Origin of the sequence: Trinickia sp. NRRL B-1857 (genome assembly GCF_050470685.1) — a bacterium.
In the GTDB taxonomy this organism is placed as follows: Bacteria; Pseudomonadota; Gammaproteobacteria; order Burkholderiales; family Burkholderiaceae; genus Trinickia.
This window is the reverse complement of sequence record NZ_JBFLUK010000001.1, coordinates 1797915-1819364: the sequence shown is the minus strand read 5'-3', so window position 1 is coordinate 1819364 and position 21450 is coordinate 1797915. Positions and strand designations below refer to the sequence as shown.

The following is a 21450-nucleotide window of genomic DNA, read 5'->3' as shown; positions in this document are numbered from 1 at the left end:
CGGGGCGTCAAAGCCGCTGTCATCCACCGGAGGGAATCGATGTACGACGCCGTCGTGAGTGCGCCGTTCGGCAAAGTGGGGATCGAAGTCGATGCCGCCGCGGGCGTCGTGCGCTCGATCGTCTATCTCGAAGATTCGGTTCCGTTTCGGGCGCCCGATTCGGCGATCGCCGAACGGGCCGTGGCGCAAATCGAGCGTTATTTGGCCGATGCCGCCGCACCGTTCGACTTGCCGCTCGCCGAGGCCGGTACGCCGTTCCAACGGCGCGTCTGGCAGGCAATGTGCGAGATCCCGCTCGGCAGCGTGCTGACCTACGGCGCGCTCGCCGCGCAAGTCGGCGGTGTGGCGCGAGCCGTGGGGCAGGCATGTGGCGACAATCCGTTCCCGCTCGTCGTGCCTTGCCACCGCGTGGTGGCGGCGAACGGCCTCGGCGGTTTTTCGCATCATGCGGGCGACGGTTTTTATCCGCGCGTGAAACGCTGGCTCATCGCTCACGAGAGTACGCAACTGGCATTGGGGTTATGAGCGAGACGAACGAAGCGAGCGAGGTGGCGGCACCGGCCGTCCCGTCGCAGGAGCCGCCGGTCGACCCGGCGGTGTTGGCGCTCCAAGCGGCCAACGTGCGCGCGATCGATACGTTCGGCGATGCGCTATGGCTCGAACACGGACTCTCGCGCAATACGCTCGACGCCTATGGCCGGGATTTGCGGCTCTTCGCCGATTGGCTCGCGCGCACGCACGGCGCCGGCATCGATGCGGCGGCGGAGCGGCACATCAACGGCTATCTGGCGGCACGTAGCGACGGCAAACCGACGTCGGCGAATCGCAGGCTCTCGGTCTTTCGTCGTTATTACGCTTGGGCATTGCGCGAGCATCGCGTGAGCGTGGATCCGACGATGCGTATCCGCTCGGCGAAGCAGGCGCCGCGTTTCCCGTCGACATTGAGCGAGGCACAGGTCGAAGCGCTGTTGGCGGCTCCCGACGTCGACACGCCCCTCGGCTTGCGCGATCGCACGATGCTCGAGTTGATGTATGCGAGCGGCTTGCGCGTCAGCGAACTCGTTGCGCTCAAGACCGTGGAGGTGGGGCTCAACGAGGGCGTCGTGCGGGTGATGGGCAAGGGCTCCAAAGAGCGCCTCGTGCCGTTCGGCGAAGAGGCGCACGGCTGGATCGCGCGGTATCTGCGCGACGCGCGCCCGGCGCTCATGGGCGCGCGCGCGGCCGATGCGCTGTTCGTGACGGCGCGCGGCGAAGGCATGACGCGCCAGCAGTTCTGGAACATCATCAAGCGTCACGCGCGTGCCGCAGACGTGCAAACGCCCCTCTCGCCGCATACGCTACGGCACGCATTCGCGACGCACCTCATCAATCACGGGGCCGACTTGCGCGTCGTGCAACTGTTGCTGGGGCATGCCGACATCTCGACGACGCAGATCTACACGCACGTCGCGCGCGAGCGCTTGAAGACGCTGCATGCGACGCATCATCCGCGCGGATGAGGCCGGCTGGGCGAGACGGCGGATGAACGGGCGCACGGTTGCGCTTACAATGCGCCGATGAGCAAAAGCAAACATGTTTCGGAGACCCCGGCGACGCAGTTCCTGCGGCGCCACGACGTGCGCTTCGGCGAGCACCCTTACGACTACGTCGAACATGGCGGGACCGGGGAATCGGCGCGTCAACTCGGTGTGGAAGAACATTGCGTCGTCAAGACGCTCGTCATGGAGGACGAAAGCGCGAAGCCGCTGATCGTTCTGATGCATGGCGACCGCACCGTCTCGACGAAGAACCTCGCCCGTCAGATCGGCGCGAAGCGCGTCGAGCCCTGCAAGCCCGAGGTCGCCAATCGGCATTCCGGTTACTTGATCGGCGGCACATCGCCGTTCGGTACGAAAAAGACGATGCCCGTCTATGTCGAATCGAGCATCCTCGAACTCGATTCGATTTATCTGAACGGCGGACGGCGCGGCTATCTGATCAGTATTTCGCCGTCCGCCTTGACGTCGTTGCTGAACGCGCGCCCCGTTCAATGCGCGAGCGTCGATTGAGCCGCACCGTTCGGTAGAATGAGCCGCCCGCGCGTTGCGCGGTTTGCCCGCTAAGTAGATAGAAAGAGTCCCCTCTATGTCATTGTTGATCGCCACCGTTGCCGCCTATCTGATCGGATCGATCTCGTTCGCCGTGATCGTCAGCGCCGCGATGGGGCTGGCCGATCCCCGTTCCTACGGATCGAAGAACCCCGGCGCGACCAACGTGCTGCGCAGCGGCAATAAGGCCGCGGCCATCCTGACGCTGCTCGGCGACGCGTTCAAAGGCTGGCTGGCGGTATGGCTCGTCGCGCGTTTCGGTCCGCACTTCGGCCTCGGCGATACGGCGATTGCGCTGGCCGCGATCGCCGTGTTTCTCGGGCACCTGTACCCGATCTTCTTCAAATTCAAGGGCGGCAAGGGGGTGGCCACGGCCGCCGGCGTCCTGCTCGCGATTCACCCGGTGCTCGGCCTTTCCACGGCGCTGACTTGGCTCATCGTCGCGTTCTTCTTGCGCTATTCGTCGCTTGCGGCGCTCGCGGCCGCCGTTTTCGCGCCGCTATTCGACATTTTCCTATTCGGCGAGAACGAGATCGCGTGGTCGGTGTTCGCGATGAGCGCCCTGCTCGTTTGGCGGCATCGCGCCAATATCGGGAAACTGATCGCGGGCACGGAAAGCCGGATCGGCGATAAGAAGGGCGGGGCGCAGGCCGCCGCGAAGCCCGGCACGGGCGAGGCCCATGCACGCAAGCGTTGAGCGCATGCGCACACGATAGGCTGGGCGAGGCGCGCTCGCCTAGCTAGCGGCAGCCTCGCGTGCGATGCGCGAGGCGTGCCTGCGGCGCGCGTCAGTCGCGGAAGTTGTTGAAGTCGAGCGGGGTGTCCGTCACGTCTTTGCGCAGCATCGCGATGACGCTTTGCAGATCGTCGCGCTTGGTGCCCGTTACACGTACGGCGTCCCCCTGAATGCTTGCCTGGACCTTGATCTTGCTGTCCTTCACGAGCTTCACGATCTTCTTGGCCAAATCTCCCGACACGCCCTTTTTGATCGTCACGACCTGCTTGACCTTGTCGCCGCCGATCTTCTCGATTTTGCCGTAATCGAGAAAGCGCACGTCGACGTTGCGCTTGGCCATTTTCGAGAGCAGCACGTCTTTGACTTGACCGAGCTTGAACTCGTCGTCGGCGAACATCGTCAATTCGCGCTCCTTTTGCTCGACGCGCGCGTCCGACCCTTTGAAGTCGAAACGCGTTGAGATTTCCTTGTTCGATTGCTCGATCGTGTTTTTGACTTCGACCATGTTGGCTTCGCAGACGACATCAAACGACGGCATATTCATTTCTCCCGACTTCAGTTTTGAACGGCGGTATCGACCGCACGCATCCATGCTTGCGTGCCCGCGCGGTCGCGGGCACTCGCTATAATCACGACCGAACGCCATTTTACCGACGCCTTTCTTCCGAGAAAACGCCGGGCTGCATCCGTACCGCGCGATACGTCGCATTGTGCGACGGTTGTCCCGACGCTGCATCGCAAGCGCGCTTTTCGCCGATGTCCCAGACCGATCCTGATTCGTTTGTGCTTGTACCCGACCAATCGCTGCGTGCCTACAACACGTTTGGCTTCGATGCGCGCGCACGGTGGTTTTGCCGCATCGAAACGCCCGATCAATTTGTCGCAGCGTTGGGCGATCCCCGCTTGCGCGGCGCGCCGCATCTCGTGCTCGGCGGCGGTAGCAACGTCGTGCTGACGCGCGATTTCGACGGGGTCGTCTTGCATGTCGCGCTCGCGGGCAAACGCCTCGTGCGGGAAGACGGCGAGGCCTGGTACGTCGAGGCCGCCGCGGGAGAGAACTGGCACGGGTTCGTCGCCTGGACGCTCGCGAACGGTTTCCCCGGGCTCGAGAATTTAGCGTTGATTCCGGGCACCGTCGGCGCTGCGCCGATCCAGAACATCGGTGCCTACGGCCTTGAGATGGCCGAACGCTTCCATTCGCTGCGTGCAATCGAATTGGCGAGCGGCGAGGCGGTCGAGCTCGATGCGGCGCAATGCCGTTTCGGTTACCGCGATAGTTTTTTCAAGCGGGAAGGGCGCGATCGATTCGCGATTACAGCCGTGACGTTTCGCTTGCCGAAAGCGTGGACGTCGCGCGCCGACTATGCGGACGTCGCGCGCGCCATCGAAGCGAGCGGCGCGCCGGCCACGCCGCAAGCGATTTTCGATGCCGTGGTCGCCGTGCGCCGCGCGAAGTTGCCGGATCCGGCCGTCCTCGGCAACGCGGGCAGTTTTTTCAAGAATCCGGTCGTCGATGCGGCCACGTTCGACGCGTTGCGCGCCCGCGAGCCGCAAATCGTGTCCTACCCGCAAGCCGACGGGCGCCTGAAGCTGGCGGCCGGCTGGCTCATCGATCGGTGCGGATGGAAAGGGCGAGCGATGGGCGGCGCAGCGGTCCACGAACGCCAGGCGCTCGTGCTCGTCAATCGGGGCGGCGCGACGGGCGCCGAAGTGCTCGCGTTGGCTCGCGCGATTCAGGAAGACGTGCGTGCGCGTTTTGGCGTGCAGCTCGAACCGGAGCCGGTCGTCGTCTAACAGGGCGATGACGACGGCGGCGGTTCGGTACGGCGTTGTTACGGGGGCCGGCGAGCGTCAGTGATTGAGCTTGCCGAGCAGCAAGAACTCCATCAGTGCCTTTTGAACGTGCAGCCGGTTTTCCGCTTCGTCCCAGACGACGCTTTGCGGCCCATCGATCACATCGGCGCTGACTTCCTCGCCGCGGTGGGCGGGCAGGCAGTGCATGAACAATGCGTCGGGTTGGGCCAGGGCCATCATCTCGCAATCGACGCACCAATCCGCGAACGCCGCCTTGCGCGCTTCGTTCTCAGCCTCGAACCCCATGCTGGTCCAGACATCGGTCGTCACGAGATCGGCGCCTCGGCACGCTTCGTTCGGATCGGCGAATTCTTCGAAGAACGGCGCGCTGTCGGGCGCGACGAGGGCCGGATCGAGCTTATAACCGGGCGGCGTGGAAATGCGCAGCTTGAACTCGAGGATCTGTGCCGCCTCGATCCAGGTGTAGAGCATGTTGTTCGCGTCGCCAACCCACGCCACCGTCTTGCCCGCGATCGGGCCCCGATGTTCGTAGAACGTGAAAATATCGGCAAGGACCTGACACGGGTGGTATTCGTTGGTCAGGCCGTTGATGACCGGCACGCGCGAGTTTTCCGCGAAGCGGCGGATGATGTCCTGGCCGAACGTGCGGATCATGATGATGTCGACCATGCGCGAAATGACCTGGGCGGCGTCTTCGATCGGTTCGCCGCGGCCGAGTTGGGTATCGCGCGTGCTCATGAACACGGCATGACCGCCTAACTGGAAGATGCCGGCTTCGAACGAGAGGCGCGTGCGAGTCGAGTTCTTCTCGAAAATCATCGCAAGCGTGCGATCGTGCAGCGGGTGATACGTCTCGTAGTTCTTGAACTTGCGTTTCAGAATGCGCGCGCGTTCGAGCACGTACTCGTAGTCGTCCCGGGAGAAGTCGTTGAACTGGAGGTAGTGTCGGATTTGTTTGGCGGCCATGAAGCAAATACGGCGGGCTTCACCCGGCGCGAAGGCACCGGACGGCGCCGCCGTCGGATGTGGTAACTGTATGCAGCATAAAGGATTTCGCCACTTTTGACGAGCCGGCGAGTCCCGCTTGCGCGCCTGCGCCGCGGCGCAGGCGCCGTTTGTGTGCAGTGCGGCAAAAGCGCGTAGCGGTGGTATAATCGACAGGTTTTCCCAAGCCCGGCGGGCAGGCTTCGGGCGAGTCTCATGGGTTTGTTACATGGCCGAAGCACCCCACACTGAATTCTTCATTCAAGGCATCACGAAAGGCGGAAAGAAATTTCGGCCCAGTGATTGGTCGGAGCGTCTCGCAGGGGTTATGTCCTGCTACGGTCCCGGCGCCCAAGGTCCGAACGCGCGGTTGCAATATTCGCGCTACGTCCGTCCCATCCTCCTCGGCGATCTCAAGTGCGTGATTCTCGATTCGCGGTTGCGCGACATCGAGCCGATGGCGTTCGACTTCGTGATGAATTTCGCGAAAGACAACGATCTCGTCGTGACCGAAGCGTGCGAGCTGCCCGACGATCACGGCGCCTCGCGCAAAGCGTAACGGGCCGGCCCGTCCGGCCGCTACACCGTGTGCTCTCGCGGCCGTTGCGTCGGCCGCGTTTCGCGTCCCTTGAGTCGTCCCTTGATGGTGATTGCGCGTAGCCAGCGCGCAAAAAAGCCCGCAATGCGTACATTGCGGGCTTTTTTGTTGCGAAGTCAGTCTGCGGTCGATTCGCCTATCGGCCTATCGGATAACGATAGGCTGACGTGTATCGACCGCAATCGGCGCGGGGCGCATGACGCACCCGCGGCCAGGCTGCTTACGCTGCGGCTTGCAGACCCTTGATGGCTGCTGCCAGGCGGCTCTTATGGCGAGCGGCCTTGTTCTTGTGAACGATCTTCTTGTCGGCGATGATGTCCATCGTCTTGGCCGACGCGCGGAAGAGCTCCGCTGCCTTGGCTTGGTCGCCGGCTTCGATCGCCTTGCGAACGGCCTTGACTGCCGTGCGGTACTTCGAGCGCAGAGCCGAGTTGTGCGAGTTCGCCTTGGCGGCCTGACGGGCGCGCTTGCGTGCTTGTGCGGAGTTAGCCATGAGAGTTCCTTGTCCTGTACTGTTTCGGCGCCCGGCCGGTAGGCCGATCGAGTGCCGCTTTTTGGTCCAAACTTCCGGAAGCGATTGCCCGGAAGTGCAAAAACTTCGGCGAAGCGTATTCGTGGTTTTCGCGATTCACCGCGAACACGGCGCCTAGCGACCACTAGCCGGCGCCCGCCATGGGGTCCTTAGCCGGCCTCTCAGCCAGCAACCGGGGCCGGCCAAAAACGAGGAAAGGCCGGTCGGCGACCGAGGTCGAGCTTCGAAACGCGCGAGTATAGCAACAAAATCAGATAGATGGCAAGCGCGAGCCGGATGAGGCGCCGCTGCAACTCGCGAGCGTGTGTGCGCTCGAAAGGGGCCGGATGTCCGCTCGGTCGCGTAGCCGACGTCCTCGAAACCCATCGATGCGGCCGGTGGCGCGTTTCGCCGATACTCGATGCGGACGACGCAGCTGCCGGTGTCCGTATAATTCGGCCCCATGAATCTCTTCCGAGCCCTGCTGACGGTCAGCGGCTTCACGCTGCTGTCGCGCGTGACCGGACTGGCCCGCGAAACGCTGATCGCCCGTGCGTTCGGCGCCAGTCAATATACCGACGCATTTTACGTCGCTTTCCGTATTCCTAACCTGTTGCGGCGCTTGTCCGCCGAGGGGGCGTTCTCGCAGGCGTTCGTGCCCATCCTGGCCGAATTCAAGAGCCAGCAAGGGCACGACGCGACCAAAGCGCTGGTCGACGCCATGTCGACCGTGCTCGCTTGGATGCTCGCGGCCGTCTCCGTCGTCGGGGTGGCCGGCGCGACGTGGGTCGTCTACGGCGTCGCCTCGGGGCTGCGTGCCGACGGGCAGGCATTCGTGCTCGCGGTGGCGATGACGCGAATCATGTTCCCGTACATCATCTTCATTTCGCTGACGACGCTGGCCGCCGGCGTACTGAATACCTACGGCAAGTTTTCGCTGCCGGCCTTCGCGCCGGTGTTGCTGAACCTCGTGTTCATCGTCGCCGCCGCATTCGTCGCGCCGCATATGAAGGTGCCGGTCTATGCGCTGGCCTGGGCCGTCATCGTCGGCGGGGTGTTGCAGTTCGTCGCCCAGTTGCCCGGGTTGCGCAAAATCGACATGGCGCCGCGCATCGGCTTCAATCCGCTTGCCGCGCTCGCGCACCGGGGCGTGAAGCGCGTGCTCGTCAAAATGGTTCCCGCCACGTTTGCCGTCTCCGTGGCCCAATTGAGCCTCATCATCAACACGAACATTGCGTCGCGCCTCGGGCCCGGCGCCGTCTCCTGGATCTACTACGCCGACCGGCTCATGGAGTTTCCGACGGCGCTGCTCGGCGTCGCGCTCGGTACGATCTTGCTGCCGAGCCTCGCGAAAGCCCATGCGGACGCCGACCCGCACGAGTACTCCTCGCTGCTCGATTGGGGATTGCGCGTCACCTTTTTGCTCGCCGTGCCGAGTGCATTGGCGCTATTCGTCTTCTCCGAACCGCTCACGGCCGCGCTCTTCGACTACGGCCGTTTCGACGCGCATTCGGTCGTCATGGTCGGGCGAGCGCTGGCGGCATACGGCGTGGGGCTCGTGGGCCTCATCCTCATCAAGATCCTGGCGCCGGGCTTTTACGCCAAGCAGGACATCAAGACGCCCGTGAAGATCGGCATCGCGGTGCTCGTCGTTACGCAGCTATCGAACTATGTGTTCGTGCCTATATTGGGGCACGCCGGCCTCACGTTGAGCGTCGGGCTCGGCGCTTGCGTAAACGCTTCGTTGTTATTCATCGGTTTGCGCCGGCGCCGGATCTATACTCCGTCGAGCGGGTGGCTGTTATTTCTCGTCCAGTTGGCGGGTTCGTCGTTGATGCTCGCGGGCGCCATGCACTGGTGCGCGGTCAATTTCGACTGGATCGGCTTGCGTCATCACCCACTCGAGCGCATCGCGCTGCTGGCTGCGTGTCTCGTGATATTCGCCGCACTATATTTCAGTATGCTTGGGCTCATGGGCTTCAAATACGCTTACTTCAGAAGGCGTACTAAGTAACGGTCATGACATCCGTACTCGACTACTTCGCCACCCTCGTTGCCGACGACGACAGCCTGCCGCTCACCGAGACGGCGATTTCGCTTGCGCAGGACACCTATCCCGATCTCGACCTCGAAGGCGTGCTCGCGGAGTTGGACGAACTCGCGTTGCGAATCAAACGACGGCTTCCGGAAGGCGCCGATTTGACTGAAAAAATCGGCGCGCTGAACCGCTTTTTTTTCCGCGAACTCGGCTTCGCGGGCAATCTGAACGATTACTACGACCCGGACAACAGCCATCTGAACGTCGTGCTCAAACGCCGGCGCGGAATCCCGATCTCGCTGGCCGTGCTCTATCTGGAGCTAGGCGAGCAAATCGGCGTACCGGTCAAAGGCGTATCGTTCCCCGGGCACTTTCTGCTGCGCATGACGCTGCCCGAAGGGGATGTCATGCTCGATCCCACGACGGGCCAGTCGCTTTCCGAGGCGCAGATGGTCGACATGCTCGAGCCGTATATCTCGCATACGGAGCAGTCGGTCGGCAACGCCTTGCGCATGTTGTTGCAGCCCGCGACGCCGCGCGAGATCGTCGCGCGGATGCTACGCAACTTGAAGGCCGTTTATTTGCAGTCCGAACGATGGCAACGCCTACTGGCGGTCCAGCAGCGGCTCGTCGTGTTGTTGCCCGGCAATATCGAGGAAGTGCGCGACCGAGGCTTTGCCTATGCGCGGCTCGACTATCTGCGACCGGCACTTCAGGACCTGGAGCGTTACCTCGAAGATTGTCCCGATGCCGAGGACGCTACGGCCGTCGAATCGCAACTGAACGAATTGCGCCAACGTACCGATCACGGCGACATGTAGAAGCGAAGCACGCCGAATGAAGAAACGCCCGGCCGGCGCGCAAGCGCTGGTCGGGCGTTTTCGTCTGATACGTTGCGCTGTGCGGGCCGATTTACTTCGGCTGCATCCGAATCGCGCCGTCGAGGCGAATCACTTCGCCGTTGAGCATCGGGTTGTCGAAGATCTGCTTCACGAGCATCGCATACTCGTTCGGTTTGCCGAGGCGCGGAGGGAACGGCACCATCGCGCCGAGCGCATCCTGCACTTCCTTGGGCATGCCGAGCAGCATCGGCGTTTCGAAGATACCGGGCGCGATCGTCATCACACGGATCGCATTGCGCGACAGATCGCGTGCGATCGGCAGCGTCATACCCGCCACGCCGCTTTTCGATGCGGCGTACGCCGCTTGACCGATTTGTCCGTCGAATGCCGCGACCGAGGCCGTATTGACGATTACGCCGCGCTCGCCGTTCGCGTTGGGCTCGTTTTTCGCCATCTCGACGGCCGCGAGCCGCAGCATATTGAACGTGCCGATCAAATTGATTTCGATCGTGCGTTGGAATTTGTCGAGCGGGTGAGGGCCGTCCTTGCCGACCGTCTTAATCGCCGGCGCGACGCCTGCGCAGTTCACGAGCCCGACGAGCGGGCCGAGACGCGTCGCGGCTTCGACGGCCTGCTTCGCATCCGCCTCGCGGCTCACGTCGCATTTGACGAACGCGCCCGCAAGTTCGCTCGCGAGCTGAGTGCCGGCATCTTCGTTCAAATCGGCGATGACGACCTTGCCGCCTTGTTCGGCGAAAAGCCGTGCCGTTGCCGCGCCGAGGCCCGACGCGCCGCCGGTGACCAAAAATGCGTTGCCGCGAATCTCCATGCTGATGCTCCTTTCATTTTTTCAAGAGGGTGCATTCCCGTTGCCGCCCGGCTCGTGACCGGTAGGCGCGCGGGCCGCCGACGATTGTAATCGCTCGCGGGCGTAAAAAAACCCGCCTTCGGGGGCGGGTTGTGCTGGGTTGACGGCGCGTTATTTCAGCGCTTCGAACACGCGCTGACGAATTTCGTCGACGCTGCCGAGGCCCGAGATACGCCGATACTGCGGCGCGCTCAACCCGTTTTCGACGCCGCGTTGCGCCCATTGCTGATAGTAGTCGACGAGCGGCTTCGTCTGAGCGACATAGACGTCGAGACGCTTTTTCACGGTCTCTTCCTTATCGTCGTCGCGCTGAATCAGCGGCTCGCCCGTCACGTCGTCTTGGCCTTCGACCTTCGGCGGATTGAACTTGACGTGATAAGTGCGGCCCGACTGCGGGTGCGTGCGGCGGCCGCTCATGCGAACGATGATCTCGTCGAACGGAACGTCGATCTCCAGCACGTAGTCGATCGCGACGCCGGCTTCCTTCATTGCTTCCGCTTGCGGCAGCGTGCGCGGGAAACCGTCGAACAGGTAACCGTTCTTGCAATCGGCTTCGAGGAGCCGTTCCTTCACGAGATTGATGATGAGCGTGTCAGGTACGAGTTCCCCCGCGTCCATGAAGCGCTTCGCTTCGATGCCGAGCGGCGAGCCGGCCTTGACGGCGGCGCGCAGCATGTCACCGGTCGAAATCTGCGGGATCCCGAATTTTTCTTTGATGTAGTTAGCCTGGGTACCCTTGCCGGCGCCCGGCGCGCCCAACAGGATCAAACGCATGCTGTTCTCCGAATCGAATGTGAATGCTGCGGCGCGATACGCAAAACGCAAACTCGAGAATGCCAATGGCAAACGCGCTTCCATCCGTTGCGTCGCCAGCGGCGCAAAGGCGCATCGGTCACACGCGCTGGGCGCGCCGCATCGTCGGTACGATGCGGTCGGCCGCCGGTGGGCGACCAAGCGAAACGAACGGGAATCGGAAGCGAATGGTGCGAGATGCTCGCGCAATCGGCCCTGATTATGCCATGGGTCGTTAGCGCTTCGACCGGAAAAGGTTAGGCCTTTGACAGGAAAAGTGTGCGCACGCGCTCGAGATCGGCCAACGTGTCGACGCCGGGCGCCGGCGCATCGCTTGTCACGAGCACCGCGATGCGTTCGCCATGCCACATCGCACGCAACTGCTCGAGCATCTCCGCGTGCTCGATCGGTGCTTGAGCGAGCGACGGATACGTGCGCAGAAACCGCGCGCGGTACGCATACAAGCCGATGTGGCGAAGGACCGCGCCGGCTTGCGGCGCAGGCATCGCCGCGACGTCGATCGCGCGCTCGCCGCATTGCGGCGCATAGGCATCGCGTTGCCACGGGATCGGCGCACGCGAAAAGTACAGCGCGACCCCGCGTGCATCGAGCACGACTTTCACGACGTTCGGATTGAAAACTTCCGCGGCGTCGGCAATCGGATGAGCGGCGGTCGCGATCGCACAATCGGGATGCGCCGCAAGGTGCGACACAACGTCGCGTACCAATGCGGGGTCGATCAGCGGCTCGTCGCCTTGCACGTTGACGACGATCGTGTCGTCGGGCAACGCGAGCCGCGCCGCCACTTCGGCGAGCCGATCCGTGCCCGACGGATGGTCGGCGCGCGTGAGTAAGGCGTCGAACCCATGGGCTTGCACGGCTTGAAGTACGCGGGCGTCGTCGGTTGCGATCAGCACCCGTTGCGCACCCGCCTCGCGTGCGCGTTCGGCCACGCGTACGACCATCGGCTTGCCGGCGATGTCGGCGAGCGGTTTCTCAGGTAGACGAGTGGAAGCGAGGCGAGCGGGAACGACCGCGATGAAAGGCGGCGTATCGAGACTGGCGTTGACGGTCATCGCGGTGCGGAGAAAGACGGTGTCACGTAAGGCGCAAGCGTGCGGGCGGTGCTTCAGGCGCCGCCGGCCGGATCGACGAGCGTGCCTTCCACGGTTTGGCGCGCTTCGTCGACGAGCATCACGGGGATACCGTCACGGATCGGGTAGGCGAGCTTATCGGCTTGGCAGATAAGTTCTTGCTGGCCGCGGTCGTAGGTCAGCGGCCCCTTGCAAATCGGGCAAACGAGGATTTCAAGCAGGCGAGCGTCCACGGAGTTTCTCCACAACCAAATCGATGAGGCGAGCAGGAAGCGTGGCTTCGACCGGGACTACCCAGATACGAGGGTCACGCCAAGCGTTCAATTTTACTGCATCCTTCTCGGTCACCAAGATCGCGTCGACGCGATCGCCCGCGAACGGGTTGTCGTTGAACGCGTAGTGGTCGGGCAGCGGCCTGGTGGCCGGGGCGAGGCCGGCCGCGCGCAGCGTCGCGAAAAAGCGCTCCGGCGCACCGATGCCCGCCGCGGCCAGGACGCGCTCGCCGGCGAACTGCGCGAGCGGGCGCCGCAGACCCGGCTCGCCCAGATGCCAGGCGTCCCCCGGTGTCAGCGACAGCGCGAACGTATCGGGCCACGGCGGCAGGGTGCGCTCGAACGGATTGTTCACGAGCGTGGCGTCGCGCCGGCGCGAAAGCGGTTCGCGCAAGGGGCCGGCGGGCAGCAAGAAGCCATTCCCGGCCAGGCGCTGATCGAACAGCACGAGTTCGACGTCGCGCGCCAGTCGGTAATGCTGCAAGCCGTCGTCGCTGACGATGACATCGACATCGATATGCGCCTCGCGCAGCGCCTTCGCGCAAGCGACGCGATCGCGCGCGACCCAAACGGGCGCGCTCGTGCGCCGTGCGATCAGCACCGGCTCGTCGCCCACCTGCTTGGCCGACGAACTCGAGGTGACGGGGCGCGGCTCGTCGCCTTTGGCGCCGTACCCGCGCGAGACCACGCCCGGCGTGAAGCCCGCGGCGCGCAGCGCCTCGACCAGCGCGATGACGGTCGGCGTCTTACCGGTACCGCCGACGGTGACGTTGCCGACGATGACGACCGGTACGCCGACGCTCACGCATTCGCGCCAGCCGAGCGCGAACGTCGCGCGCCGCATAGCGGCGATCGCGCCGAACACACCGGCGAACGGCGTCATGGCCCAGGCAAACGTGCCGCGGCGCTGCCATTCGCGCGTGACGTAAGCTTCGGCGCGTGCTTTGATTCGGTCGGCCATGCGATTCATCGGGCGGAAGTAGACGTCAAGTTGGTGAAAGCGCGGAGTCGGGAGCCGGCACTGTAGCGCGCGCCGCAAGGGCGCCGCAAGCGCGCCGAGCCCCCTCGGCGTACTTTGCGCAGGGCTTCACTGCGATGCACCGCCTGTGGATAACTCTGTGAAGAACTTCCGAGGTGGCGACCGGGAAGGCCGATAAATAGGACTTCTTATCGGCCAAGCACGATGGTATTCGTAAAAATAATCTATAAAAATCAATTACTTGAAACATGATGTCGCGCGATTCGCGAGTTTTCTTCGGTGTTGTCGGCCACGTCTGATGGCGCTTCGCTATGTGGGAAACCTTGCATGCAATGACGGGGACACTGGACGGGCGCCGCCGGGCGGTCTATTGTCCTGACCGGTCCGAATAAGGTTTCGCATGCAATCTCGCCCCCCATTTCCGCCCGGCGGCGCGTCGACGCCGCTTCCCGCCGCCGCGTTCGAGGCCGATATGGCCGTTCCCGTCTCGGTGCTCAATCGTGCGATCGGCACGATGCTCGAGCGCTCGTTTCCGCTCGTCTGGGTGGCGGGGGAAGTCTCGAATTTCACACGTGCGGCGAGCGGTCATTGGTACTTTTCGATCAAGGATGCCGGGGCGCAGATGCGTTGCGTCATGTTCCGCGGCCGCGCCCAGTACGCGGAATTCACCCCGCGCGAAGGCGACAAGATCGAGGTGCGCGCGCTGGTGACGATGTACGAGCCGCGCGGCGAGCTGCAACTGAACGTCGAGGCCGTCCGCCGTACCGGCATGGGGCGCCTTTACGAGCAATTCCTGAAGCTGAAGGCGCAGCTCGAAGCGGAGGGGCTCTTCGCGGCCGAGCGCAAGCGGGCTTTGCCCACGCATCCGCGTGCGATCGGCATCGTCACGTCGCTGCAAGCCGCAGCGCTGCGCGACGTGCTCACGACGCTCGCGCGCCGAGCCCCGCACGTGGCTGTCATCGTCTATCCCGCACCCGTTCAAGGCGCGGGCGCCAGCGAAAAGCTGGCCGCGATGGTCGAGACGGCGAATGCGCGCCGGGAAGTCGATGTGCTGATCGTTTGCCGCGGAGGCGGCTCGATCGAAGATCTTTGGTCGTTCAACGAGGAGAGGCTCGCGCGCGCGATTGCCGCCAGCGAGTTGCCGGTCGTAAGCGGCGTGGGGCACGAGACGGATTTCACGATCGCCGATTTCGCAGCGGACATGCGTGCGCCGACGCCCACGGGCGCCGCCGAACTCGTGAGTCCGCAGCGAACGATGCTGCTCCGTGAGTTGGATCACCGCACGGCGGCGCTGGCGCGCGGGTTCGGGCGCCTGATGGAACGGCGCGAGCAGCAGCTCGACTGGCTGGCGCGCAGGCTCGTGAGTCCGGCCGAGCGTCTGCGCCGGCAACGCTCGCATCTTCAGCAATTGCAGGCACGCTTGGCCTCGGCGGGCGGGCGCCCGTTGCGCGATGCTCAGGCGCGCTTCGCGATCGTCCGGCTTTCTTGGCAGCGCTGGCGGCCCGATCTCGCCGCGCCGCGCGCCGCGCTCGCGGGCTTGTCGCGCCGGCTCGCCGTCGGTATCGAGCGGCAACGCGAGCGCCGTTTGGCGCAGGTGGCGACGCTCGAGGCGCGGCTCGAGGTGCTGAGTCCGCAGCGTACGCTCGAGCGTGGCTACGCGGCACTCATCGACGCCCAAACGGGGCGTGCGGTGCGATCGCCTTCGTCATTGAAACGAGACAAGCGCTTGACCGTTCATGTGGCCGAGGGCGTGGTCGACGTGACGCTCAAGGACGTGCAGGCCCGGCTTGCCGACGGCTTTTGATCGGCGGCGCGATTCGGTCGCGCCGAATGCGCCGAACGCGCCGTTTGCACGCAGCTGCGACGATCGGGGATCGATCGTCGGTCATTTCCGTCCATCCATGCGACGAAATGCGCGTTGCGGGAGCATTTTTTACGCTGATTACGGCGGCTGACGGTCAATGCTGCCCATAAAGGCCGCTCGTTTGCGGGGTTATTCCAACTCGCCTACAATCCAGTGCTCCAAGCGTTAGCCGCCTACTTCCCCATAACACAGAAGGAACAGCACCATGGAACATACGCTCCCGCCGCTGCCGTACGCGAAGAACGCGCTCGCTCCGCATATGTCGGAGGAAACGCTCGAATTTCACTACGGCAAGCACCACCAAGCCTACGTGACGAACTTGAACAACCTGATCAAGGGCACCGAGTTCGAGAACCTGCAACTCGAAGAGATCATCAAGAAGTCGTCGGGCGGTGTCTTCAACAACTCCGCGCAAGTTTGGAATCACACGTTCTTCTGGAATTGCCTGAAGCCGCAAGGCGGCGGCGCGCCGAGCGGTGCGCTGGGTGACGCGATCAACGCGAAGTGGGGCTCCTTCGACGCGTTCAAGGAAGCGTTCTCGAAGGCCGCCGTGGGCAACTTCGGTTCGGGCTGGACGTGGCTCGTAAAGAAGGCCGACGGTTCGCTCGACATCGTGTCGACGAGCAACGCCGCAACGCCGCTGACGACCGACGCCAAGGCGCTGCTGACGATCGACGTGTGGGAACATGCCTACTACATCGACTACCGCAATGCGCGTCCGAAGTTCGTCGAAGCGTATTGGAACCTCGTGAACTGGGATTTCGCCGCGAAGAACTTCGCGTAAGTCATCGCTGACCACGACGGCATGGGTGCCGCATCGAGCACCCATGCATCGAAAAGGCTCTTCGCATCGGAGAGCCTTTTTTCATGCAACGGCGCCATCTGCGGCGCCGTTCGCACATTGACGCGGTCCGCGCGATGCGGGCAACTAGAGCGTATTGCGGCGCGCGAAGTCGGCGAGCGAGATTCGGTCGGCGAGTACGTCGTCGATTAGCCCATACTCTTTTGCCGCGATTGCCGACATGAAATTGTCGCGATCGGTATCCTTGGCGATCTGTTCGATCGATTGACCGGTACGCTCCGCGAGGACGCTATTGAGCCGTTCCCGTAAAAACAGCACTTCTTTCGCTTGAATCTCGATGTCGGCCGCCGTGCCTTGATTGCCGCCCGAGGGCTGGTGAATCATGATGCGCGCGTTCGGCAGTGCGAAGCGCTTGCCCTTCGCGCCGGCGGCGAGCAGGAACGAACCCATGCTGGCCGCGAATCCGGTGCATAGCGTCGAGACTTGCGGCTTGATGAACTGCATCGTGTCGTAGATGGCGAAGCCGTCGTACACGGAGCCGCCCGGCGAATTGATGTAGAAAAAAATATCCTTCTCGGGATTCTCCGATTCGAGAAAGAGCATCTGGGCGACGATCAAGCTTGCCGTTTCGTCGGTGACGGGACCGACCAGGAACACGATCCGCTCGCGCAGCAGGCGCGAATAGATGTCGTAGGCGCGCTCGCCCCGGCCCGATTGTTCGATGACGGTCGGCACGAGCTGGCTAGTGGGAAGGAAAGGCATGGCGCTCCTCAAATGAGAATCGACGATGTCCGCTTAACGAGGATACGCCTCGCAAGCGGTCTTTGCTGTCATGACGCTTGGCCGAACGGCGATGTGACGCTCGGCCGATGAATCCGCCGCATGAGCCGGCCTACGGAAAAAAACATCCGCATGCTCGTCACATCGGAGCATGCTCGAACGTCAACCTGACGAAGGCGCACGGCGCGCCGAAAGCTCGAATCTGGGAGCCAATTCAATGACGCAAGAAGAAATAGAGAAAACATCGGGTTTCGAGGCCGCCCGCGCGCGGCTCATCTCCATCGCTTATCGCATGCTCGGCAGTCGGGCCGAAGCCGAGGACGTCGTGCAGGACGCATGGCTCAAATGGCACGCGGCCGCCGCTCACGAGCTGCGTACGCCGCTCGCTTGGCTGACGACGGTAACGACGCGCCTGGCAATCGACCGTATCCGCCGGCTGCAATCCGAGCAGACGGCGCGTGCGAACGATTGGCTGATGCAGCCTTGGCTCGACGAGTGGGTCCCCTCCGCGGAGGACGAGGCGATGCGCGCGGCGTCGGTGTCGGAGGCGGTCGCGCTGTTGCTCGAGCGCCTGTCGCCGGACGAGCGCGCCGCGTTCGTCCTGCACGAGGCGTTCGACTACGACTATGCGCAGATCGCCGAGGTCGTCGGCAAGACGGCCGCGCATTGCCGGCAACTGGCCCATCGGGCGCGCCAGCGTCTTGCGAATCGCGAGCAACACGCGGTGGACGGGCGGTCGCGCGATCGGGCCGAGGCGGGAGAGTCGGGTATGGGCAGTTTCGAGCGACTGCGCGATGCGATCCATGGGGCCGATGCCGCCGGCGCGTTGCAGCTGTTCGCGGTTCGAACGGCGGTGACGGCTGCGGCGGCCCGCGGCGCCAGTGCCGGTGCTGCGCGTTCCGCTGTCGAACGCGCCGCGGCGCAAAGCGAAGATGCCGCGTTCGAGGCCTATGCACTACCGTCCGATTGGGGGGGCGCCTTCGCACTCGTGCGCGCGTGCGAAGTCGTCGGCCTGGTTCGCTTTTCGTTCAAGCGTGGACGATCGGGCGGCTGGGAGGGTGAGTTTGCGCTCGTCACGAGCGGGGCGGAAGTGGATGCGCTCAATCGGCGCTTCGGCTCGCGCGCGATCGCCCAATTGTTGTCGCGAATCGCCGGCCGCACGCCCATGACGACTTCATGCGCGGCGTAACGCCTGCGCTCATCCGCGACACGCGCCGCAACGCGTCTACCGCTTTCCCGCTTGCTTTGCCGACGCGCGCCAATTCCTAGGCGTCTTTTCCGATCGGCAGTCTCATTTCCTCAGTCGAATTTCCGCGAACGCGTTCGCCGCTCGTCAATGAGAACGGCTTATCGACGGCTCGACGCCGCTTCCCAATCGATATCGACGCACAGCACCTGTAGCCCACGAGCCGTTTGCGCGGCAATCGATGCCGTCACGCACAAGTGCGCTTCGTTCAGCGATAGATACGGTGCCGTCAAATGTACGGGCCCGGGGGCTCGAACCGCTTCCGTGAAGTACGGACGATGTGCCCAGTTCGCGCCTTCCGAATGCAAGAGCGGCCGGAAGCGCTTGGCGCGTCGCGACACGCGACCGCTCGGCACGACGTTGTCGCCGATCTGCCTGCCTTGGGCGTCGAGTACGAAGCAGCGCGCGGTATCGGGCAGCGCAAGCAGCGCATCGAAAGCGGCGAGCGCCGGCTCGCCCGCCACGAAACGCCCGCACGCTTGCTCTAGCGACCTGACATAGGGCTCGAGGCGCTCCGTCTGCGCGCGCTCGCGGGCAGCGACGCGCTTGCGCAATGCCGCCGAGAGCGCATCGATGAGCCCGGCCGCGGCCTGGGGTTCAACCGGTTGCGCGCTCGGCTCGGCGAAGTAGCTGCCTTGCACGAAGTCCACATTGCATTCGAGCGCAATCAAAGCGTCGCGCTCGGTGGCGAGGCCGCCCATGAGCACGAGCTGTCCCGATTCGTGTAACAGCGAGACGAGCTGAGGCAACACGCGTTCGAAATGCGAGTGCTCGCTGGCCTGCGCGAGGATGCCTCGATCGAGCGAGACGATATCCGGATGCAGATGCCAAACGCGATCGACGTTCGAATGCTTGGCCCCGAAGCCGCCAAGCGCGATCAGAAACCCCGATTTGCGTAGCCCGTCGACGATCTCGGCGAAGCGCCCCGTCTCACCGCCTGCCTGCTCCGGCACCTCGAGGACGACGCGCTGCGGTGGCAGGCCGAGCGATTTGAGGTTTGCGAGCAGGGCATCGCCGTAGCTCGTGTCCATGAGCGCGGCGGGATGCAGGCTCAGAAAGAGCCATTCGTCGTGGCCGTCGATCGCGCTGAAATTGCCCAAATGAAGCGATTCGGCGAGCCGCCCCAACTCCAGCAAATCGCCGCGCCGCGCGGCTTGCGCGAAGACGTCGCGCGAAGGAACCTGCCGCCCCTGTTCGTCGTGCGCGCGCAATGAGGCGTGATAGCCGATCGCGCGACGATGCGAGACCGAAAAGACCGGCTGGAACACGCTGAACACGGTGTAGCCGCCATAGACGACGGTGCGGCGGCTACCCGCGTCGTCCGCGACGGGACGAGGCGGCTGAAAGCCGGGAGGATCCAGATCGATCATGCTCATGGGGAATTCGACGAGGTGAAAACAGACACCGGCGTACGCTTGAAACGGCGCTCCCAGGTGCCTTCGACGCGATGACGCTTGACGTCAACTACGAACTGTACAGCATACAAGAGCAAGTTCCATGCGCAATGTCAAAACGCATACCGGCGGCCCGCACGTCTTGCGTCGTGCGTGCCGAGGCGTGCCCGGACGCACAGACGTGGTGCCCCGATCGCGCGATCGCGGCACCGTAAAGGGGCGTGCTGGCGGGACAGGTGCACCCCTAATCGGCAAGCGCGCGTTCGGCGAGCGCCGAAGCCTCGTGCTCGCCGGCCGGCTCCCATTGCCTCGCGCGCGCGAAAAACGCGTGAGCGCGACGGTCTTGGGCGTAAGCCGCGTTGATGCGAATCCAGGGGCTCGGCTCGCTATGTGGACGGAAGTAGGTGCCCGTCGCGATCGTGACGTCGCAGGCGGCCGCGCAATCGACCAACGACTGCGAATCGTCGATGTGCGGTACGCGAGCCCAAATGAACTTGCCGCCCACGGGTGGCGCGAACAATTGCCAGCCGTTGGCCTCGAGCGTGCGCGCGGTCGCGCCGAGCGCGTCGCTCATATGCCGGCGCAGCCTCTCGAGGAACTTGCGGTAAGCGCCTCGTTCGAGCATCGTCAACGCGACCGCTTCGGCAAATTGCGATCCGCTGATGCTCGTGAGCATCTTGATGTCGCCCAAGGCTTTGACGGTTTTGCGGCTCGCGGCGATGAAGCCGATTCGCAGCGACGAGGACAATGTCTTCGATAGCCCGCCGATGTAAATGACGCGTTCGAGTTGATCGAGCGCCGCGAGACGGTCCGTGGCCGCCGCTTGGAAATCGGCATAGATGTCGTCTTCCACGATCGTGAAGTCGTACTCGTGCGCGAGTTGCAGCAGGCGAAAGGCGACCGAGGGCGCCAAGATCGTTCCCGTGGGGTTGTGGAAGACCGAATTGATGAAGAGCGCACGCGGGCGGTGCCGCTTCAGTTGCGCCTGCAACACATCGATGTCGGGGCCGGTCGCCGTGCGCGGAATCCCCACCACGTTGATGCCGTGCAACTTCAGTAGCCCGAACAAGTTGTAGTAGCCCGGATCTTCGACGAACATCGTATCGCCCGCGCGCAGCAGATAGCGAACGATTAGGTCGATCGCCTGGCTCGCGCCGAGCGTGATCAAGATTTGCGAGGCGTCCGCGGCGATTCCGAGCGGTGCGATACGCGCCTGAAGGTGCTCGCGCAACGTAGGGTTGCCGAGCGGCGTGGCGTAGTCGATCAACGAGCCGGGATCCGTGCGCGCAACGTGCCGCACGGCTTGCGCGATGCCTTCCATATCGCGCCATGCCTCTGGAATGAACCCGCTGCCTAGCTTGAGGGTCTCGCCGGGATGGTTGAATTGCTGGAGGATGTAATTCGATTCCTCCTCCGCGCGGCGCGGATCGGACGCGCCCGCGCGATCGAGCGCGGTATGCGCGCTCGCGCTCACGTAGAACCCTGATCCGTGGCGCGATTCCACAAGGCCCAACGATACGAGCCGGTCGTAGGCTTCGATCACCGGAAAGCGGCTGATGGCGCAATCGTGCGCAAGCTGGCGGATCGACGGCAACTTCGCGCCCGCATGTGCCTCGCGCGAACGTATCCACTGTTCCATGGCTGCGACGATCTGCTCGGTCATCGGGACCGCGCTATCGCGGGCGATTTTGATGTCCATGCGTCTGCTCCGACTGTTCGGCGTTTCAACTGAACAGTTCGGACAAAAC

The 21450-nt window shown here is 63.8% G+C and carries 22 protein-coding genes; 11 read left to right on the top strand and 11 right to left on the bottom strand.

Features of this window, described 5'->3' with window-relative positions:
* The first annotated feature begins 39 nt into the window (after window positions 1–39).
* From AB1286_RS08065 to plsY, 4 genes are all read left to right on the top strand, one after another.
* Complete coding sequence (locus AB1286_RS08065; protein ID WP_430362768.1) at window positions 40–525, top strand: methylated-DNA--[protein]-cysteine S-methyltransferase; 486 nt, start codon at window positions 40–42, stop codon at window positions 523–525.
* Complete coding sequence (xerD, locus tag AB1286_RS08060; RefSeq protein WP_430362767.1) at window positions 522–1499, top strand: site-specific tyrosine recombinase XerD; 978 nt, start codon at window positions 522–524, stop codon at window positions 1497–1499. Before AB1286_RS08065 ends, xerD begins: the two co-directional genes overlap by 4 nt.
* Before the next feature lie 57 nt (window positions 1500–1556).
* Window positions 1557–2048, top strand: coding sequence for a Cys-tRNA(Pro) deacylase (ybaK, locus tag AB1286_RS08055; RefSeq protein ID WP_430362766.1), 492 nt, complete (start codon window positions 1557–1559; stop codon window positions 2046–2048).
* A gap of 76 nt (window positions 2049–2124) precedes the next feature.
* Window positions 2125–2784 carry a glycerol-3-phosphate 1-O-acyltransferase PlsY gene (gene plsY / locus AB1286_RS08050; protein WP_430362765.1) on the top strand — a complete coding sequence of 220 codons (660 nt, stop codon included), beginning with the start codon at window positions 2125–2127 and terminating at the stop codon, window positions 2782–2784.
* A gap of 91 nt (window positions 2785–2875) precedes the next feature.
* Here plsY and AB1286_RS08045 read toward each other — a convergent pair whose 3' ends face one another.
* Window positions 2876–3361 carry a YajQ family cyclic di-GMP-binding protein gene (locus AB1286_RS08045; RefSeq protein ID WP_430362764.1) on the bottom strand — a complete coding sequence of 162 codons (486 nt, stop codon included), beginning with the start codon at window positions 3359–3361 and terminating at the stop codon, window positions 2876–2878.
* Window positions 3362–3579: 218 nt separating this feature from the next.
* On the opposite strand from AB1286_RS08045, the gene murB reads away from it, so the two are divergent.
* Entirely contained in the window at window positions 3580–4617 is a 1038-nt protein-coding gene (murB, locus tag AB1286_RS08040; protein WP_430362763.1) for a UDP-N-acetylmuramate dehydrogenase, read from the top strand.
* 57 nt (window positions 4618–4674) lie between these two features.
* Here the strand turns inward: murB and argF are convergent, their stop codons facing one another.
* Complete coding sequence (gene argF, locus AB1286_RS08035; RefSeq protein WP_430362762.1) at window positions 4675–5604, bottom strand: ornithine carbamoyltransferase; 930 nt, start codon at window positions 5602–5604, stop codon at window positions 4675–4677.
* A 247-nt stretch (window positions 5605–5851) separates the two neighbouring features.
* On the opposite strand from argF, the gene AB1286_RS08030 reads away from it, so the two are divergent.
* Window positions 5852–6181 carry a DUF3579 domain-containing protein gene (locus AB1286_RS08030; protein WP_430362761.1) on the top strand — a complete coding sequence of 110 codons (330 nt, stop codon included), beginning with the start codon at window positions 5852–5854 and terminating at the stop codon, window positions 6179–6181.
* A gap of 259 nt (window positions 6182–6440) precedes the next feature.
* On the opposite strand, the gene rpsT is transcribed toward AB1286_RS08030, so the two are convergent.
* Window positions 6441–6713, bottom strand: coding sequence for a 30S ribosomal protein S20 (gene rpsT, locus AB1286_RS08025; RefSeq protein WP_102647170.1), 273 nt, complete (start codon window positions 6711–6713; stop codon window positions 6441–6443).
* 481 nt (window positions 6714–7194) lie between these two features.
* On the opposite strand from rpsT, the gene murJ reads away from it, so the two are divergent.
* Window positions 7195–8745, top strand: a complete 1551-nt coding sequence (murJ, locus tag AB1286_RS08020; protein WP_430362760.1) for a murein biosynthesis integral membrane protein MurJ — start codon at window positions 7195–7197, stop codon at window positions 8743–8745.
* A gap of 5 nt (window positions 8746–8750) precedes the next feature.
* Window positions 8751–9590 carry a SirB1 family protein gene (locus AB1286_RS08015; protein WP_430362759.1) on the top strand — a complete coding sequence of 280 codons (840 nt, stop codon included), beginning with the start codon at window positions 8751–8753 and terminating at the stop codon, window positions 9588–9590.
* Between the two features lie 91 nt (window positions 9591–9681).
* Here the strand turns inward: AB1286_RS08015 and AB1286_RS08010 are convergent, their stop codons facing one another.
* The 5 genes from AB1286_RS08010 to lpxK form a co-directional block, all read right to left on the bottom strand.
* Window positions 9682–10440 carry a 3-hydroxyacyl-CoA dehydrogenase gene (locus tag AB1286_RS08010; protein WP_430362758.1) on the bottom strand — a complete coding sequence of 253 codons (759 nt, stop codon included), beginning with the start codon at window positions 10438–10440 and terminating at the stop codon, window positions 9682–9684.
* Window positions 10441–10590: 150 nt separating this feature from the next.
* The gene (gene adk / locus AB1286_RS08005; RefSeq protein WP_430362757.1) at window positions 10591–11253 is read right to left on the bottom strand and encodes an adenylate kinase; all 663 of its coding nucleotides are present in this window, start codon (window positions 11251–11253) and stop codon (window positions 10591–10593) included.
* Window positions 11254–11528: 275 nt separating this feature from the next.
* Complete coding sequence (kdsB, locus tag AB1286_RS08000; protein WP_430362756.1) at window positions 11529–12347, bottom strand: 3-deoxy-manno-octulosonate cytidylyltransferase; 819 nt, start codon at window positions 12345–12347, stop codon at window positions 11529–11531.
* 53 nt (window positions 12348–12400) lie between these two features.
* Window positions 12401–12598 carry a Trm112 family protein gene (locus tag AB1286_RS07995; RefSeq protein ID WP_102647165.1) on the bottom strand — a complete coding sequence of 66 codons (198 nt, stop codon included), beginning with the start codon at window positions 12596–12598 and terminating at the stop codon, window positions 12401–12403.
* Window positions 12579–13598: a tetraacyldisaccharide 4'-kinase gene (gene lpxK, locus AB1286_RS07990; protein ID WP_430362755.1), complete on the bottom strand. Its 1020-nt coding sequence runs from the start codon at window positions 13596–13598 to the stop codon at window positions 12579–12581. Before lpxK ends, AB1286_RS07995 begins: the two co-directional genes overlap by 20 nt.
* A 490-nt stretch (window positions 13599–14088) precedes the next feature.
* Between lpxK and xseA the strand changes: the two genes are divergently transcribed.
* Window positions 14089–15420 carry an exodeoxyribonuclease VII large subunit gene (gene xseA, locus AB1286_RS07985; RefSeq protein WP_430365015.1) on the top strand — a complete coding sequence of 444 codons (1332 nt, stop codon included), beginning with the start codon at window positions 14089–14091 and terminating at the stop codon, window positions 15418–15420.
* A gap of 265 nt (window positions 15421–15685) precedes the next feature.
* On the top strand, window positions 15686–16264 hold the full coding sequence (gene sodB / locus AB1286_RS07980) for a superoxide dismutase [Fe] (protein WP_430362754.1): 579 nt from the start codon (window positions 15686–15688) through the stop codon (window positions 16262–16264).
* A 144-nt stretch (window positions 16265–16408) separates the two neighbouring features.
* Here the strand turns inward: sodB and clpP are convergent, their stop codons facing one another.
* Window positions 16409–17044: an ATP-dependent Clp endopeptidase proteolytic subunit ClpP gene (gene clpP, locus AB1286_RS07975; RefSeq protein ID WP_430362753.1), complete on the bottom strand. Its 636-nt coding sequence runs from the start codon at window positions 17042–17044 to the stop codon at window positions 16409–16411.
* A 235-nt stretch (window positions 17045–17279) separates the two neighbouring features.
* Here clpP and AB1286_RS07970 point away from each other — a divergent pair, with 235 nt between their 5' ends.
* Window positions 17280–18251, top strand: a complete 972-nt coding sequence (locus AB1286_RS07970; RefSeq protein WP_430362752.1) for a sigma-70 family RNA polymerase sigma factor — start codon at window positions 17280–17282, stop codon at window positions 18249–18251.
* Between the two features lie 158 nt (window positions 18252–18409).
* On the opposite strand, the gene AB1286_RS07965 is transcribed toward AB1286_RS07970, so the two are convergent.
* Both AB1286_RS07965 and AB1286_RS07960 read right to left on the bottom strand, forming a co-directional pair.
* The gene (locus tag AB1286_RS07965; protein WP_430362751.1) at window positions 18410–19684 is read right to left on the bottom strand and encodes a sensor domain-containing phosphodiesterase; all 1275 of its coding nucleotides are present in this window, start codon (window positions 19682–19684) and stop codon (window positions 18410–18412) included.
* Window positions 19685–19946: 262 nt separating this feature from the next.
* Window positions 19947–21401 (bottom strand): PLP-dependent aminotransferase family protein, encoded by a 1455-nt coding sequence (locus tag AB1286_RS07960; protein ID WP_430362750.1) that lies wholly within the window; start codon window positions 21399–21401, stop codon window positions 19947–19949.
* Window positions 21402–21450: the final 49 nt, after the last annotated feature.